We start from the raw sequence: 15,818 nt of genomic DNA on the forward strand, positions 1-15,818 counted from the left end.
GCACTGCGCGCTGGCTCCGCACGACGCCGGCCGCAGCGGTGCGCGCGCGTTGCGCAGCTTACTTCTCCAACAGGATGCGCAGCATGCGGCGCAGCGGCTCGGCAGCGCCCCACAGCAGCTGATCGCCGACCGTGAACGCCGAAAGATATTCGCCGCCCATCGCGAGCTTGCGCAGTCGGCCGACGGGCACCGACAGCGTGCCGGTCACGACGGCCGGCGACAATTCGCGCATCGATACTTCGCGCTCGTTGGGCACAACCTTGACCCAGTCGTTGGCGGCCGCGAGGATGCCGTTGATCTCGTCGAGCGGCACATCCTTCTTCAACTTGATCGTCAATGCCTGCGAGTGGCAACGCATGGCGCCGATGCGCACACACAGCCCATCGACGGGGATCGAGCCCGGCTGGCCCATGGCCGGCTTGCCGAGAATCTTGTTCGCTTCGGCGCCGCCCTTCCATTCTTCCTTCGACATGCCGTTGCCGAGATCCTTGTCGATCCAGGGGATCAGTGAGCCCGCGAGCGGCACGCCGAAATGCTGGGTCGGCATTGCATCGGAGTTCATGGTCTCGAGCACGCGGCGATCGATGTCGAGGATGGCCGACGCGGGCTCGGCCAGTTGCGCCTTGACGGCGTCGTGCAGCGTGCCCATCTGCGAAAGCAGTTCGCGCATATTCTGCGCGCCGGCGCCCGAGGCGGCCTGATAAGTCATGGCCGTGATCCAGTCGACGAGGTTCGCGCTGAACAAACCGCCCAGCGCCATCAGCATCAGGCTGACGGTGCAGTTGCCGCCGATGAAGTTCTTCGTCCCCTTCACGAGTGCGTCTTTGATCACGTCGAGGTTGACGGGATCGAGAATGATGACCGCGTCATCAGCCATACGCAGCGACGACGCCGCATCGATCCAGTAACCGTTCCAACCCGCGGCGCGCAGCTTCGGGAACACTTCGTTCGTATAGTCGCCGCCCTGGCAGGTGATGACGACGTCGCACTTCTTCAGTTCGTCGATGCTCTTGGCGTCTTTGAGCTTGGTCTCGTTCTTCGCGAACGACGGCGCGTCGCCGCCCACGTTGCTGGTGGTGAAAAACACCGGTTCGATCAGATCGAAATCGCCTTCCTGCTGCATCCGCTGCATCAGGACGCTGCCGACCATGCCGCGCCAACCTACGAGACCTACGTTCATGACTAACCCTTGGAGTGGACGCTTCCCCGCAACCTTGCCCGGCGTGACCGCGCGGGGAAGACGAGCGGGCACGACGGACGATCAGCTTTTCGTGATCGTTTTGGGGGTAATCGTAATAATGGCGGCGATGCCGGCAGCGCCAGCGACGCCTGCAATGGCGAGCCCACCCACACGGGCCGTATCGCCGTGCAGGGTTTCAATCGAGGAGATTTGGGACAGTTTCGCCATCGGCACAGTCTACACGAAAAATCCAGATCGGCGCGCGCACCCGCACGGCCGATTCAGCAAAAAAACCGCACTTTCAAGCTGTTTCAGGCTCTTTCGTGCGAGCTGAGCGCGAACGTCCGCTCACCCGAAACGGTGCGGAATGCCCGGCATATAGGGCATACACGGCACCGGACGACGATCAGAGCGCCGCGCGCACCGCATCGCCCATTTCGGCGGTGCCGACCTGGCGGCAGCCGGGCGTCGCGATGTCGCCCGTCCGATAGCCGGCTTCGAGCACCTTCTGCACAGCCCGCTCGATGCGATCGGCCTGGTCGGCCTTGTTCAACGAATAGCGCAGCATCATTGCGGCCGACAGAATCGTCGCGAGCGGATTGGCCACGCCTTTACCGGCGATATCGGGCGCCGAGCCATGCGAAGGCTCGTAGAGCCCCTTGTTGTTCCGATCGAGGGAAGCCGAAGGCAGCATGCCGATCGAACCTGTCAGCATGGCTGCCTCGTCCGACAGAATGTCGCCGAACATATTGCCCGTGACGATGACGTCGAACGACTTCGGCGCTTTCACGAGCTGCATCGCGGCGTTGTCGACGTACATGTGCGACAGCGTGACATCGGGATATTCCCTGGCCACGTCGATCATCACCTCTTTCCAAAATTGGGAGGTTTCGAGCACGTTCGCCTTGTCGACCGACGTCAGCCGTTTGTCGCGTTTTTGCGCCGCCTGGAAGGCGACGTGTCCAATACGCCGCACTTCGGGCTCCGAATAACGCATGGTGTCGAAGCCCTCGCGTGCGCCTTCGAATGCGCCGTCCGGCGCCTGGCGAACGCCGCGCGGCGCGCCGAAATAGATGTCGCCGTTCAACTCGCGCACGATCAAAATGTCGAGGCCCGAAACGATCTCCGGCTTCAGCGACGAAGCGTTCGTCAATTGCGGGTAGCAGATCGCCGGACGAAAGTTCGCGAACAGCTGCAAATGCTTGCGCAATCCCAGAATGGCCTGCTCGGGACGCAACGCACGTTCGAGCGAGTCGTACTTCCAGTCGCCCACTGCGCCGAACAGGATGGCGTCGGCCTCTTTGGCGAGCGCCAGCGTCGAATCGGGCAAAGGATGTCCCTTCGCCTCGTAACCGGCGCCACCGACCGGCGCTTCTTCCATCTCGAACTGTTCGTCGAGCGCATGAAGCACCTTGACCGCTTCCTTGACGATTTCCGGCCCGATGCCGTCACCGGGGAGCACTGCAATTTTCATTAGGAGTCCTATCGGGTTTTCTGTTTGCCGTTGGAGTATGTCATCGCGGGGGCTGGCATCAGCCGATGACGCGGTTGCCGAGCCAAGGTTGCTTCGCGATGCGTTCGGCCTCGAACGCGCGGATCTTGTCCGCGTGCCGCAACGTCAGTGCGATGTCGTCGAAACCGTTCAAGAGGCAATACTTGCGGAACGCGTCGACCTCGAACGGATACTGGCGACCGTCGGGCGTGCGCACGACTTGTGCCTCGAGATCGATCGTCAGCTGATAGCCGTTGAAAGCATACGTCTCGTTGAACAAATGATCGACCTGCTGTTCCGACAGCACGATCGGCAGCAAGCCGTTCTTGAAACAGTTGTTGAAGAAAATATCGGCGAAGCTCGGCGCGATCAGCGCGCGAAACCCGTACTGCTGCAACGCCCACGGCGCATGCTCGCGCGAACTGCCGCAGCCGAAGTTCTTACGGGCGAGCAACACCGAAGCGCCTGCGTAGCGCTTTTGATTGAGCACGAAATCGGGGTTGAGCGGGCGGCGCGAATTATCCTGACCCGGCTCGCCGTGATCGAGGTAACGCCACTCGTCGAACAGGTTCGGTCCGAAGCCCGTGCGCTTGATCGACTTCAAAAACTGCTTCGGGATGATCGCGTCGGTATCGACGTTCTCGCGATCGAGGGGCGCAACGATCCCCGTGTGCAAGACGAATTTATCCATGTCTCTGTTACTCCGCAGCCTTCTTGATGGCGTGGCCCGCGTCGTCCATATCCTGACCGAACCCTGCAACGGTATGGCAGCCCGCGAGCCCGAGCAATGCGCCGGCAACGGCGATCAACGCGGCGCGCCGCCAAAATGTCAAAGCTTTCATGGCTTCCCTCAACCCAACTTGCGAATATCGACGAAATGACCTTCGATGGCTGCTGCCGCGGCCATCGCCGGGCTCACGAGGTGCGTACGTCCGCCCGCACCCTGCCGCCCTTCGAAATTGCGGTTCGACGTGGAAGCGCAGCGTTCGCCCGGGTCCAGCCGGTCTGCGTTCATCGCGAGGCACATCGAGCATCCCGGCTCGCGCCACTCGAAACCGGCCTCGACGAACACCTTGTCGAGGCCTTCGCGCTCAGCCTGCGCTTTGACGAGCCCCGAGCCCGGCACGACCATCGCCAGTCGGATATTCGACGCAATGCGGCGTCCGAGCTTCTTGACCACGTACGCGGCAGCGCGGATATCTTCGATGCGCGCGTTCGTGCACGAACCGATGAACACCTTATCGACCTTGATCGATTCCATCGGCAGATTCGGTTCGAGTGCCATGTACTGCAACGCACGCTCCATCGCTTCGCGCTTGACCGGATCTTTTTCGCGCTCGGGATCGGGCACGCGGGCGTCGATCGCCGTGACCATTTCGGGCGAGGTGCCCCATGTGACTTGCGGCACGATCTGCGCGGCATCGATCTCGACCACGCGGTCGAAGTGCGCACCCGGATCGGAGACGAACGTGCGCCAGTATTCGACCGCATGGTCCCACTCGACGCCCTGCGGAGAGAAAGGCCGGCCCTTCAGGTATTCGATCGTCGTATCGTCGACGGCGACCATGCCGGCGCGTGCGCCGGCTTCGATCGCCATGTTGCAGACGGTCATGCGACCTTCCATCGACAGCGAGCGGATCGTCGAGCCGCCGAATTCGATCGCGTAGCCCGTCCCGCCGGCCGTGCCGATCCTGCCGATAATGGCGAGCACGATGTCCTTGGCCGTACAGCCGCGCGGCAGAGGGCCGTCGACTTTGACGAGCATGTTTTTGCTCTTCTTCTGCAAGAGCGTTTGCGTGGCGAGCACATGCTCCACTTCGGAGGTCCCGATGCCGTGCGCGAGCGCACCGAACGCGCCGTGCGTGGACGTATGGGAATCGCCGCAGACGATCGTCATGCCCGGCAGCGTCGCGCCTTGTTCCGGCCCGATGATATGCACGATGCCCTGGCGCATGTCGTTCATCTTGAACTGGGTAATGCCATAGCTATCGCAGTTGGCGTCGAGCGTGTCGACCTGCAGCTTCGACACGGGATCGGCAATGCCATGGCTGCGATCGGTCGTGGGCACGTTATGGTCCGACACGGCCAGGTTCGCGCTGACGCGCCACAGCGGGCGCTCGTGCAGCTTGAGCCCTTCGAAAGCCTGCGGGCTCGTAACTTCGTGCAGCAAATGACGATCGATGTAGAGCAGCGTCGTGCCGTCTTCTTCCGTATGGACGACGTGCGAATCCCACAGCTTGTCGTAAAGAGTCTTGGACATGGTATGCGCGGTAATCATGGCAACGGGCAATCCCCGGTGCGGTCGATTATGCCACGCAGCGTGCCGCCACGGCACCGGCCATAAAGGAAAAAGTGATAAAAAACAGTGAGTTGGCTGGTAGTCGCAGTACCATGCTCGAGGCTACCAGGAACGCGGGGACCGTTTCGACGAGGAGCCGCCACGATCGGCGGTGATCTGCGGAAACGGCCGGCACGCGGACTGCATGCCGATGCCGGACGCCGCGCGTTTCCCCGTGCTACAGCGTTTCCCCGTGCGCTACAAATCGAAGTTGGTCGGCATCAACACCACATCGCGGATCGTCACGCCGCGTCGCCGCGTCAACATGAACAAGATCGTTGCGGCTACCTCGCTGGCTTCGATCAGGCTGCCCGATTCTTTCGCCTCGCGCAGTTTTTCTTCAGGCCAGTCCGCGAGCAATGCGCTGATGACAGGACCCGGCGAGACCGAGCCGACGCGAATGCCGTGCTTGAACACTTGCCGGCGCACGGTCTGCACGAAGCAGTTGATCGCCCACTTCGACGATGCGTAGACCGGCTCCCAAGGCGTCGGAAAATGCGCGGCCAGCGAACTCGTGACGATGATGTCGCCGGTTTTTCGCTCGATCATGTGCGGCAGCACGTCGTGAACGTTTTTCATCACCACGTTGACGTTCAGATTCAGCATCCGGTCGATCGCGGCGGTGTCCGCGTCGACGAGATCACCGCCCACGTACGTGCCCGCATTGGCATGCAGAATGTCGATTTGTCCCGCCATGTCCAGCGCGCGAGGCACCAGCGTTGCGCAGGCTTTCGGATCGAGCAGATCGATGACGAGCGACATCGCGGCATCGCCTCTCCCGGCGAGCAGCGACTTCAATGCGGCCTCGTCGCGGTCCACCAAAACGACGCGCGCGCCCGCCGATAACATCGCATCGGCACTGGCAAGGCCGATACCGGAAGCCGCGCCTGTCACAACCGCGACTTTTCCCTGCAGTTCTCCCGCCATCGTCTCCGCCCTCTTCTCGTTGATTGACGCCAAAATGGTCATTTGCTCGATTAATGATCAAATGATCGTACCGAGCGCGAGAGTTGTCAAGGCGCGTTCGAGCAATGCCGCTCCGGTCGCCCGCCCCGGAAAGAGCGCCGTCCCCGGTGAAGAACGACCGGCGAGCGGGGCACAAGCGCCGCCCAAAAAAAGAAGGGGCTCGCATGGCGAAGCCCCTTGTCAGGTGGAATCGAGCCCGGCTTCAATCGTTGTCGGATTGCGCCTTGCTGCCCGATGCCCTTGGTTGTTGCTTAGTTGTTGTACTGCCAGGTGCTCGTGTAGTACCGGCCGTCAGCCTGCCAGCCGATTTGCACTTGAGCGGCAGCTTGGGCGTAGATGTTGGTCCCCGCCGTCAACTGATCGACGTAATGAGAGATCGTCGAAGAGTAGGACGTCCCTTTGATCGTCGGGCTGGCCCAATTCATCATGCCGTAGGACTGCGCCTGATATGTCAGCGCCCCGTTCTTGAACTGCTCACCGCTTTGCGAACTCACTTGCACCCATGTGTTCGGGTACGGCTGCGCAGCTGACGGCACAGTCCAATCGATCGTGGCGGACGGCACCCCGCCAGCCTGCGCCGTCACGACCGTCATCGCACCCGCGCCGCCCGGCGTAAGCAGATTGCCGATCACGTCGCTACCGAGCGTTGGCCACGGCACCGTCGCGCCCGTGGCTGCGCTCGCGTTCGCCGCAATGTTGAGGACGGTTTGCGGCGTGCCGATCGCGTTGCCCGAGTAGTCATAGAACTTGACCGTGTAGGCACCGAATTGCTGGATGCCTGACACGTCGGCCTGCGCCGAAGCATAGTCGGCGGTAGCCGGCACGGTTGCGCCAGTGGTCGAAGACAATCCAGCCCATGACCACTTGTACTGATCGCTCATGCCGACATCGGGCCACGAGGGCGTGCTCGACAGCTGCAGTTTGGGCGGCGACGCGACAGGAGCCATCGGGAAGGTCAGATAAGGGCCAAACCCGGAAAAGGCGCCCAGCATATAGACGCCATTGGCCGGCAGCCCCGGACCTTGCACCAGCGCCGAGCCAACTGCCGTCTGGACGCCGTTGGCAGTCACGACCGGCGGGATCTGGATAGTCAGGCCCGACTCGTATCGCCCTTTGCTTGCATCGGCACTGTCGAGATATTGCACTCGACCGACGAACGAAGCGATATAGGCGGGGAACTGCGCCTGGTTTCCGATGACGTCCCAGCTTCCGTTCGGCAATTGCTGCACGACATCGCTGGCGAAGTTCTGGGTGCCGTCAGGCTGCGTGAAGAGGAAGTACACGAGCGCCGCGGGGTTGGTGATCGCAGGCAACGTTCCGGCCGGCAAGAAGGCCAAGGTTTTGATGCCTTGCAGCGTCGTGCCCTTCCTGAACAGGCTGTGGCGCTGAGCGAAGCTCATGCCGTTGTTCAGATACTTCGCATCCAGCGCACTCGAGCACGCCGTGCTCGCGCTCGTGGTCGAACCGCCTTGCACGTCGGCCATGCATTGCGACAACGACGTCAAGAGCGAGGACAGGTAGTTGGCGGCCTGCGTCGGCGCTTTGAGCGGCGTGGCCACCGACGTGTTTTGATTCAACGAGATCGGCGTATTCGGATCGGCCAGACTGACGAGTTGCAAGCCGGTGCCCTTGACCGAAGGCGTGACGGAAACGGAATCGATTACGGCGTCCGCCCCCTTCTGATTCGCCGCAAACGAGCCGCCGATCGGATCGAACGTCGACGGCAAGCCGTTGGCGCTGAGAATCGACGTCAGCGCCGTGTCGAGTTTGGCGACCGCGGCACTGACGGCTGCCGAGGTCACGGCCGACGAAGCGCCCGACTGCACGAGCGACGTCGGATCGCCGTCGGCGGCAAGCAGCGCTGCAACGGCTGTGGTCAGCGGCGTGACGTTGACGGTCAACGACGCACCGCCCGCCGTCGAAAGGCTGGCGACAACCGAGTAGAGCGTGGTGGAAACGCCGGAGGGGACGGTCGCAGTAATCACGAACGGCGCCGTGAGTCCCGCGAGCGAGACGTTGTAGCTACCGTCCGATCCGGACGTTGCCGTGGCTGTCTTGCCGTTGACGTCGATGATCGTCACAGTGGCGCCCGAAAGCGCATCGCCGACGGCGACGGTGCCGGACATCGTAGTAGCGTTCGCCACAGTCGAACCGGTGCCGGCACTGGAGCTCGATCCGCCGCCCCCGCAGGCGGAAAGGGCTGCCGCCATCGTGGCGCAAAGAGTGAATTTCAGAAACCCCGGGTTACGCTTGCTCTTCAATTTTTATTCCTCGTTAAAGGTGATCCGATGTAATGGATTCGTAATTTATTGCATGAATCGACGAAGGCGTTTTGTAATGCTTGTGCCGACCGAATCTAATCGATCGCGATGAATTGCTTCATTCGTTCATGCGAAATCGCGGCGTGAAGCGCGGCTGTTTACCGGCCTCGGAAACGGTCACGCCACGAATTCAATCTGGACAACGGCAATTCGTCTGAAAAATTTAGGGTTTGCGCGAATGCTGTAAACCAGGCAGGGGCAATGGCATGAAGTGCGTAAGGCGAAATTGACTGGGTAATTCAATCGATTTCGATCAAAGACGCGTATTGCTCGTCATGCAATCGTTTGCGCCACCGCATTTCATCGGGATTGCAATGACCGAGCACGCAGGTTAAAGACTTTTGACTAGCAGTTTTGCGTCACGCTTCGCGCGACTTCGGTTCGGCAAAGCTGCCGAACTCAACGGGTAGGTGATACACCTGCGCGATACGCAGCGCCGCGTAGGTCGCACTGCCGGCGCTCGCGAAGTCCAAAAACGGGTGCTCTCCACCATCGCAATCGAGTAGATAAACCGCGTAACACGCCGACGGCCCGGCACCATTGCCCGATGAATTGCCCGCATGCTCGACCGCATGAATCGCCACGCGACGGATCGCCGGAAGCAGCGCGCGGAATGCGACGATGCGTACATCGCCGGAAGCAGGCATGGCATCGGCACATTCGAAGACGTCGATCGGAAAATCGATCACTGGCTCGCCTTCGCGTTCGCGCGCAGCCGCGCCTTGAATCTCCTCGCCAGCGTCTCCGTCTACAACTGCAGAAGAAGAAGTGCGACCGGTGGGCGAACCGGCCGCAAAGCCGCCTGCATGGGAGGCCGAGGAGGCGCAGGCGGGGAGCGGCTCGCGAACGAGCCGCACAAACGAAAGGTCGTGAACGCAGGGCATGATCTCAAATGCAATGCGTCTGGCTGCATAAGCGCAACATGAATGTGCGCGCCGGAATAAATAGCGTCGCGCACAACCCGCTAGCGGGAATGCTCGAGCGCGACAAAGCCACCTGCCTCCGAGGCCGGAACAAAACTTGACTGACAGGCGGGACACGACGCTGAAAGCGCGTGCCATGAGGGACAGGACAAACTGAATGAGCTGGGCTTTCGGGGCGCGCGCTATTACGCAGCGACGCCGCACGCAGCCGACGGTGCCGTAGAATACGGACAGCCATGGATGGTCTCGTATTAATGCGTCCTTGGTCAGGCCCGGGCAAGTGCTGCAACACTTGCCCGGGCCGCTCTTCCTTCATTCGCTAACCGATTCCTTCACGAAAGCCCAACTGTCGCGCGGACCGGCCATCGCCGCTGCGCGATCAAGCGTTTCCACGCAACGAAGCCAAGCCACGTGCGCGGTCGCTACGCTCTCCGAGCGCCGGTTGGAGCGGCTGCCCGGAAACACGCAAGGCAAACGCCGTGGCCACGGTGCTTGCATAGACGTTCAGCGCCGTACGCCCCATGTCGAAGAACGCATCGATGCCCAGAATCAGCAACACGGCTTCGGCGGGCAATCCGATCGCCGCCAAAATGACCGTGATCGCAACGACAGCGCCCGACGGTACGTTCGCTGCACCATCGATCATGATCGTCGTCAACACGATGATCGTGAATACGAGCGGCCAACTCCATGTGAGGTGATAAACGTCGGCCAGATAGCCGACGGCGAGCGCGGTATAGAGCACCGCGCCGTCACGATTGAAGATGTAGGAAAGCGGCAGGATCGTCGATGCAACGGACTGCGGCACGCCCATCTCCGTCAGCTTCTTCAGATGCAACGGAAAAGTGATTTCGGAAGAACGAGTCGTGAACGCGAGGATCAGCGGCTCGCTTACATGCTTGAAGACTGCCCGTGCGGAAAGCCCGCTCGCTTTCACCACGAGTGTGAGCAAGATCGCGAGGATCGCCATACCAAGGTACGCCACGCCAAGCAGCTTCAACAGCGGCATCAACGCGGATACGCCCTTCGAGGCAAGCAACCCCGCCAGTGTCGCGAAAATCGCCACCGGCGAAAACGCGACCACCCATTCGGTCAACTTGAACAGCGCAGCGAGCATCGAGTCGAGCACGGCTACGAGCGGCCCTGCTTTGTCTTGCACGGCGGCCAACGCGGAACCGAGCAAAACGCCGAACACGAGCACCGGTACCGAATTGCCCGACGCAAGCGCCGAGACGATATTGGCCGGCACGAGATCAACGACGAACTGCATCCAGTCGACGCCCCCGGCCAGATTCTTCGGCATGGATGCAGTTTCGGTCATGCTGGCGCCGACACCGGGATGGAACAGGTAATTGAGGCCAAGGCCGAGCGAGGCCGCGATGAACGTTGCCGCAATGAAGAACGCGATGCTGAGCATCGCCGTGCGACCCAGGTGCCCCCGCTGAATGCCCGCACGAAACACCCCAACGGTGACTGACAACAAAATCAACGGCATCACGACCATCTTGATCGCATGGGCGAAGATGGCCGACAGGAACGACAGTTTGGTCGCGAAACCCGGCGCGAGAATGCCGAAAAGCGCACCTAGCACGAGCCCCGCGATCATCTGCACGGGTACGGAAAAAACTCCTTTACGCTGGATTGTCATATTGGCCTCGGATTAGTTTGATTCTTGCGTCGGTGCCATCCAGAATGTGATTCCACATGTGCCGACGTGCCGCTTCGGGCTCTTTTGATTGAATTGATGCGTAGATGCTCAGGTGTTCCAACGTACCGCGCCGCACCGTCGCGGCATCGTCTCGATGCAGTTCGTTAAGCGCGAGCCCCGTCTGGGCGCGCAACATCCTATATGACGTGTAAAGCCGCTCGTTTTTCGCGGCGACGAACATCTCCTGGTGAAACACCCACCCGATGCGCTGCTCTGCCATCAGATCGGTCGAATCCATATCGATAATCCGTTGCAACTGGGAGGCAGCGGTCGCTAACGCTTCCGTGCCGCCGTTGACCGCCGCCAGATATGCGGCAGTGCTCTCCAATGCAAGTCTGACTTCAAAGATCTCGCGCAAATCGATTTTGGTTGGTGCAGTAACGTAGGTTCCCTTGCGCGGAACGACTTCAACCAGACCTTCAACGACGAGACGCTGAATGGCGGACCGCACCGGCATATGCCCAAGCATCAACTCGTCAGCCATATTGCGCGGCGAAACCGGATGCCCCGGAGAGAGGCGCCCATCGAGAATGCGAGAACGAATTTGCGTATAGGCTGTTTGTGTATCGGATTGACGGTCTGCCGTCATCTGAGATCTCAATAAGTTGCGTTATGCCGAAACCATTTTTCGACCAACCCGGAGATTACCCTAAGGTGACCCCGAATGGACCTGATATTTTTGGGAGTATAAACCGTTCGTGGATCGACGTAACTGTAGGCGTAACTGCGCTACGTAACTGCGTGACCAAACTTCGAGACGTAACTTCGAGACGCAACAGCGCGGCGAACCGCAATAGAACCTTTCTGCTTTCGTCGATCACCGTGGCGATTGTATGATAGACAAACCGGTCTTCCGAGTGTTTGAACAGGTTCGCAAATATATTGGAATATTCGAAAACAACTAACCATTCAGCTCATCTATGCCCGATAGCCCCGCGCTTTTTTCGATACATGCCGTTTCAGCGGAACATGTCCTCCCGTTGCGACGTACGATCCTGCTCGACAATCAATCCGAAACCTGTCGCTTTCGCGGCGACGACGAACCGACGACGTTGCATGTCGCCGTGTACGACGCGGTACGCATCATAGCCGTTGCGACGGTGTGCCGCGAAGCGCTGCCGGGATCACAGAGCGACACGGCCTGGCGCTTGCGCGGCGTAGCCGTCGAGCCCCATGCGAGAGGATATGGGTTCGGCCGCACGCTGATTAAGCTTTGTTTTGATCACGCGCACCGGCACGGAGGTAGAGTCGCTTGGTGTACGGCCCGCGAATCGGCCCGCGGATTTTACGAAGCGCTGGGCTTTGCATTTTCATCCCCGCCGTTCAAATTGCCCTCTCGGGGCGATCTTCTTTTTTACGAAATGCATTACGTGTTGCCCGGCGAACCGATTTCCGACGTGGAGTAAGCAGGCACGAATCACCGGAGCGATGGGTTGGCGCCGCGCGTCCCAAATTTAACGCGCGCGCCCCCTCTGAGCGAATGTCGTATCCCCGGCCGGCTGCTGCGCTCGATTCCTTGTCTCGGCTTTTGGGCTTGTGGGCTTTGCGCTGTGCATTTTCAGGTCACATTACGCTACCAAGGCAGTCAATTGCCGATTAACACCCGGTTCGAGTTCACGAGCCCCCTTCGCCAAATTGACTTGCTTCGTCGATTTGGCCACGTCAATGAGCGCGAGATTAATGGGATAACCCCCGCGGGCCATGAGCCAGAGCAACACGTCGGACAAGTGCCAAACCGAAGGGTTGCCCTCATGGACCGGCAACGGAAACTGCGACGCATGAGCGAGCATCAACTTGCGCATGTTCTGTCGCGTGACGCCCGCGGCATCTGCGACGTCCGTCAGCCCGACGAAATCGGGGCCGGCCTCCACGAGGCGTGCCAATGGAATGGCTTGCTTGACATCCCTGAGGGCCGAGTAGATGGCCGCCCAGGCGTCAGCGCCTTCGCGCCGGAAAGCAAGGGCGATGCGGCCCGGCTGGCCGATGCCGATCGTGGCGTCGTCGCAGCCTGCCTCAAAAAGGCGTTCGACAATGCGCTCGTGATCCGAATCGTCGTCCGCCAGCTGGTATTTAAGCGTGAATGCGTACTCCATTCGTACTCCTAAGTTTTTGATGACTTGCTGCGTGCCGAGCCACCGATCCATTGCGCAATAGCACAGTGATCGACGACCCGCTTCAAAGCCTTGGCATGGTTCACGGAGCAACGCGGCGTGCTCCAGATGCTGGTGATGCAAAATTCTCCACAGCGACAATCGGCATCGTTGTACGGACACAGCATCCTGCCCCACGCATGCCCGTTTCCCTTCTTCGGCTCGACGCGCCAGCCTTGAGCCTCGGCATACGCGAGCGCCGCCTCGATTTCCTTCTTCGGATGTGGTCTTTGCATTCGTCAATGCGGCAAGAATACCGCCCTGTAAATGGGTTGTCAACTGACAACCTTGATTGATCGACGAATGGAGAGTACAGGCTCGAAGTAGCGGCCGCGAGTTCGCCGGATGGCATAGTCCGCGATTGCCCGACCGTGCACCGGGAAGAAAAAAAGCCCCGACGGCATGACCCGTCGGGGCTCTACAACTTTGCATGCCGGCTCCGGGGAGCCGGCATAAGCTCGCGCGATCAGCCGCGTTGACCGATCGGCTTGGCTACGCGCGACGTTTCGCCGATGAACAGCTGACGCGGACGGCCGATCTTCTGCTCGGCTTCCGAGATCATTTCGTTCCATTGAGCGATCCAGCCCACCGTGCGTGCCATCGCGAAGATACAGGTGAACATCGACGTCGGAATACCGAGCGCGCGCTGCACGATGCCCGAGTAGAAATCGACGTTCGGATAGAGCTTGCGCGACACGAAGTATTCGTCTTCGAGTGCGATTTTTTCGAGTTGCATCGCGAGCTTGAACAGCGGATCGTCGTGCAGGCCCAGCTCTTCGAGCACTTCGTGGCACGTTTCGCGCATGAGCTTCGCGCGCGGATCGTAGTTCTTGTAGACGCGGTGACCGAAGCCCATCAGCTTCACGCCCGAGTTCTTGTCCTTGACCTGCCTGATGAACTCAGGAATGTTGTCGGGCGAGCCGATTTGCTCGAGCATGTTCAGCGCGGCCTCGTTCGCGCCGCCGTGCGCCGGACCCCACAGGCAGGCGATACCGGCAGCGATACACGCGAACGGATTCGCGCCCGACGAACCGGCCAGACGCACCGTCGAAGTCGACGCGTTCTGCTCGTGGTCGGCGTGCAGAATCAGGATGCGATCGAGCGCGCGCACGAGCACATCGTTGATCTTGTACTCTTCGCACGGGTTCGAGAACATCATGCGCATGAAGTTCGCGCTGTACGACAGGTCGTTCTTCGGATAGACGAACGGCTGGCCGATGCTGTACTTGTACGCCATCGCCACGAGCGTCGGCAGCTTCGCGATCATGCGGATTGCCGACACATCACGGTGATGCGGATCGTTGATGTTCAACGAATCGTGATAGAAGGCCGACAGCGCGCCGACCGACGCGACGAGAATCGCCATCGGGTGCGAGTCGCGACGGAAGCCGCGGAAGAAGAACTGCATCTGCTCATGCACCATCGTATGGCGCGTGACCGTGCCCACGAACTCCTGCTTCTGCTTCTCGGTCGGCAGATCGCCCTTCAGAAGCAGATAGCACGTCTCGAGGAAATCCGCGTTTTGCGCGAGATTGTCAATCGGGTAGCCGCGGTAAAGCAGCTCGCCCTTGTCTCCATCGATATACGTGATGGCAGAGTTGCACGACGCCGTCGACATGAAGCCAGGGTCATACGTGAACTTGCCGGTTTGGCCGTACAGCTTGCGGATGTCGATCACGTCCGGGCCCATCGTCCCCTTGTAGATCGGCAGTTCGACGCTCGGCGAATTGTCACTGAACGAGAGCGTGGCTTTAACATCTGACGGAGTCATAGCATCCTCAATCGAAGTTGGAACGGGTTTTCCGAACATGCGCGCGGCGCGCCCTGCAATGCGGCGCTCAAACTGCGCGCAACAGCCCCAGCACCCGGACGATGTCCGGGTCGGAAAGGTCGCCTTCCGGTTCCTTGCGAGCGAGAAGCAAGTCCATCAGGTCGTTGTCGCTCAGCTCGAACAGCCGCGTGAGCGCGCCCACGTCGTTGTCGCTGAGGTTATCCTCATAACGGCTGAAAAAACGCTCGAAAATCAGATCGTTTTCCAGCAGACCGCGCCGCGCGCGCCAACGTAGTCGCGCGCGGCGAAGCGGGTCGGACTGATGCGAGGCATCAGTATGCGCCGCACCGCCCCCGGACGTCCCGAAGGACTCCTCGGGAGACGGTGAATGAAGCGAGCGCGAAAAAGCGAGTCTCATGCTTTAAACCGCGCGACGCACCATCAGTTCCTTGATCTTGCCGATCGCCTTCGTCGGATTGAGGCCCTTCGGGCACACATCGACGCAGTTCATGATCGTATGGCAACGGAACAGACGATACGGGTCTTCAAGATTGTCCAGGCGCTCGCCCGTCGCCTGGTCGCGGCTGTCGGCGATGAAGCGATAGGCTTGCAACAGCCCCGCCGGGCCGACGAACTTGTCGGGATTCCACCAGAAGCTCGGGCAAGACGTCGAGCAGCTGGCACACAGGATACATTCGTAAAGGCCATCGAGCTCGTCGCGCTCTTGCGGCGACTGCAGCCGCTCCTTTTCAGGCGGCGGCGTATCGTTGATCAGATACGGCTTGATCGAGTGATACTGGTTGAAGAACTGCGTGAAGTCGCAAATCAGATCGCGCACCACCGGCAGGCCCGGCAGCGGACGCAGCACGATCTTTTGCGGCAGATCGTTCAGGTTCGTCAGGCAGGCGAGACCGTTCTTGCCGTTGATGTTCATCGCATCCGAACCGCACACGCCCTCGCGGCACGAGC

General features: G+C 60.6%; 16 protein-coding genes and 1 pseudogene. 1 reads left to right on the plus strand and 16 read right to left on the minus strand.

The window, feature by feature from the left end:
• Positions 1–58: 58 nt before the first annotated feature.
• The 11 genes from asd to C0Z19_RS25915 form a co-directional block, all read right to left on the minus strand.
• Entirely contained in the window at positions 59–1,180 is a 1,122-nt protein-coding gene (gene asd, locus C0Z19_RS25870) for an aspartate-semialdehyde dehydrogenase (protein WP_102612694.1), read from the minus strand.
• A gap of 81 nt (positions 1,181–1,261) precedes the next feature.
• A complete protein-coding gene (locus C0Z19_RS28545) occupies positions 1,262–1,408 on the minus strand; it encodes a hypothetical protein (protein ID WP_175084102.1) in 147 nt (48 codons plus the stop codon).
• 178 nt (positions 1,409–1,586) lie between these two features.
• Complete coding sequence (leuB, locus tag C0Z19_RS25875) at positions 1,587–2,654, minus strand: 3-isopropylmalate dehydrogenase (RefSeq protein WP_102612695.1); 1,068 nt, start codon at positions 2,652–2,654, stop codon at positions 1,587–1,589.
• Between the two features lie 58 nt (positions 2,655–2,712).
• Positions 2,713–3,363: a 3-isopropylmalate dehydratase small subunit gene (leuD, locus tag C0Z19_RS25880; protein ID WP_102612696.1), complete on the minus strand. Its 651-nt coding sequence runs from the start codon at positions 3,361–3,363 to the stop codon at positions 2,713–2,715.
• A gap of 7 nt (positions 3,364–3,370) precedes the next feature.
• Entirely contained in the window at positions 3,371–3,514 is a 144-nt protein-coding gene (locus tag C0Z19_RS25885) for an entericidin A/B family lipoprotein (RefSeq protein ID WP_102612697.1), read from the minus strand.
• 8 nt (positions 3,515–3,522) lie between these two features.
• Positions 3,523–4,932 carry a 3-isopropylmalate dehydratase large subunit gene (gene leuC, locus C0Z19_RS25890; RefSeq protein ID WP_102612711.1) on the minus strand — a complete coding sequence of 470 codons (1,410 nt, stop codon included), beginning with the start codon at positions 4,930–4,932 and terminating at the stop codon, positions 3,523–3,525.
• 276 nt (positions 4,933–5,208) lie between these two features.
• The gene (locus C0Z19_RS25895; RefSeq protein ID WP_102612712.1) at positions 5,209–5,937 is read right to left on the minus strand and encodes an SDR family oxidoreductase; all 729 of its coding nucleotides are present in this window, start codon (positions 5,935–5,937) and stop codon (positions 5,209–5,211) included.
• 290 nt (positions 5,938–6,227) lie between these two features.
• Positions 6,228–8,102 (minus strand): carboxypeptidase-like regulatory domain-containing protein, encoded by a 1,875-nt coding sequence (locus C0Z19_RS25900; RefSeq protein WP_102612698.1) that lies wholly within the window; start codon positions 8,100–8,102, stop codon positions 6,228–6,230.
• 554 nt (positions 8,103–8,656) lie between these two features.
• Positions 8,657–8,986, minus strand: a complete 330-nt coding sequence (locus tag C0Z19_RS28080) for a hypothetical protein (RefSeq protein ID WP_146012146.1) — start codon at positions 8,984–8,986, stop codon at positions 8,657–8,659.
• A gap of 613 nt (positions 8,987–9,599) precedes the next feature.
• A complete protein-coding gene (locus tag C0Z19_RS25910) occupies positions 9,600–10,868 on the minus strand; it encodes a dicarboxylate/amino acid:cation symporter (protein ID WP_102612700.1) in 1,269 nt (422 codons plus the stop codon).
• On the minus strand, positions 10,852–11,517 hold the full coding sequence (locus tag C0Z19_RS25915) for a GntR family transcriptional regulator (RefSeq protein ID WP_102612701.1): 666 nt from the start codon (positions 11,515–11,517) through the stop codon (positions 10,852–10,854). The genes C0Z19_RS25910 and C0Z19_RS25915 overlap by 17 nt, the downstream gene beginning before the upstream one ends.
• Before the next feature lie 331 nt (positions 11,518–11,848).
• Here C0Z19_RS25915 and C0Z19_RS25920 point away from each other — a divergent pair, with 331 nt between their 5' ends.
• Entirely contained in the window at positions 11,849–12,334 is a 486-nt protein-coding gene (locus C0Z19_RS25920) for a GNAT family N-acetyltransferase (protein ID WP_102612702.1), read from the plus strand.
• A gap of 162 nt (positions 12,335–12,496) precedes the next feature.
• Here C0Z19_RS25920 and C0Z19_RS25925 read toward each other — a convergent pair whose 3' ends face one another.
• The 5 genes and pseudogenes from C0Z19_RS25925 to C0Z19_RS25945 all read right to left on the minus strand — a co-directional run.
• Positions 12,497–13,021, minus strand: a complete 525-nt coding sequence (locus C0Z19_RS25925; protein WP_102612703.1) for a helix-turn-helix transcriptional regulator — start codon at positions 13,019–13,021, stop codon at positions 12,497–12,499.
• 8 nt (positions 13,022–13,029) lie between these two features.
• A complete protein-coding gene (locus tag C0Z19_RS25930; RefSeq protein WP_102612704.1) occupies positions 13,030–13,314 on the minus strand; it encodes a hypothetical protein in 285 nt (94 codons plus the stop codon).
• A gap of 230 nt (positions 13,315–13,544) precedes the next feature.
• A complete protein-coding gene (gltA, locus tag C0Z19_RS25935) occupies positions 13,545–14,849 on the minus strand; it encodes a citrate synthase (RefSeq protein ID WP_102612705.1) in 1,305 nt (434 codons plus the stop codon).
• A gap of 67 nt (positions 14,850–14,916) precedes the next feature.
• Positions 14,917–15,183, minus strand: a pseudogene (locus C0Z19_RS25940) (FAD assembly factor SdhE); the annotation flags it as partial.
• A gap of 87 nt (positions 15,184–15,270) precedes the next feature.
• Positions 15,271–15,818 (minus strand): succinate dehydrogenase iron-sulfur subunit (locus C0Z19_RS25945; RefSeq protein ID WP_102612713.1); only part of this gene is annotated, 548 nt, incomplete at its 5' end.

The sequence above is a fragment of the Trinickia soli genome (assembly GCF_002879855.1).
Lineage (GTDB): Bacteria > Pseudomonadota > Gammaproteobacteria > Burkholderiales > Burkholderiaceae > Trinickia > Trinickia soli.

Excerpts from the sequence above, each read along its gene's own strand:
- asd (WP_102612694.1), bottom strand. The coding sequence starts at position 1,180 with ATGAACGTAGGTCTCGTAGGTTGGCGCGGCATGGTCGGCAGCGTCCTG.
- C0Z19_RS28545 (WP_175084102.1), bottom strand. The coding sequence starts at position 1,408 with ATGGCGAAACTGTCCCAAATCTCCTCGATTGAAACCCTGCACGGCGAT.
- leuB (WP_102612695.1), bottom strand. The coding sequence starts at position 2,654 with ATGAAAATTGCAGTGCTCCCCGGTGACGGCATCGGGCCGGAAATCGTC.
- leuD (WP_102612696.1), bottom strand. The coding sequence starts at position 3,363 with ATGGATAAATTCGTCTTGCACACGGGGATCGTTGCGCCCCTCGATCGC.
- C0Z19_RS25885 (WP_102612697.1), bottom strand. The coding sequence starts at position 3,514 with ATGAAAGCTTTGACATTTTGGCGGCGCGCCGCGTTGATCGCCGTTGCC.
- leuC (WP_102612711.1), bottom strand. The coding sequence starts at position 4,932 with ATGTCCAAGACTCTTTACGACAAGCTGTGGGATTCGCACGTCGTCCAT.
- C0Z19_RS25895 (WP_102612712.1), bottom strand. The coding sequence starts at position 5,937 with ATGGCGGGAGAACTGCAGGGAAAAGTCGCGGTTGTGACAGGCGCGGCT.
- C0Z19_RS25900 (WP_102612698.1), bottom strand. The coding sequence starts at position 8,102 with ATGTCCGGCACCGTCGCCGTCGGCGATGCGCTTTCGGGCGCCACTGTG.
- C0Z19_RS25910 (WP_102612700.1), bottom strand. The coding sequence starts at position 10,868 with ATGACAATCCAGCGTAAAGGAGTTTTTTCCGTACCCGTGCAGATGATC.
- C0Z19_RS25915 (WP_102612701.1), bottom strand. The coding sequence starts at position 11,517 with ATGACGGCAGACCGTCAATCCGATACACAAACAGCCTATACGCAAATT.
- C0Z19_RS25920 (WP_102612702.1), top strand. The coding sequence starts at position 11,849 with ATGCCCGATAGCCCCGCGCTTTTTTCGATACATGCCGTTTCAGCGGAA.
- C0Z19_RS25925 (WP_102612703.1), bottom strand. The coding sequence starts at position 13,021 with ATGGAGTACGCATTCACGCTTAAATACCAGCTGGCGGACGACGATTCG.
- C0Z19_RS25930 (WP_102612704.1), bottom strand. The coding sequence starts at position 13,314 with ATGCAAAGACCACATCCGAAGAAGGAAATCGAGGCGGCGCTCGCGTAT.
- gltA (WP_102612705.1), bottom strand. The coding sequence starts at position 14,849 with ATGACTCCGTCAGATGTTAAAGCCACGCTCTCGTTCAGTGACAATTCG.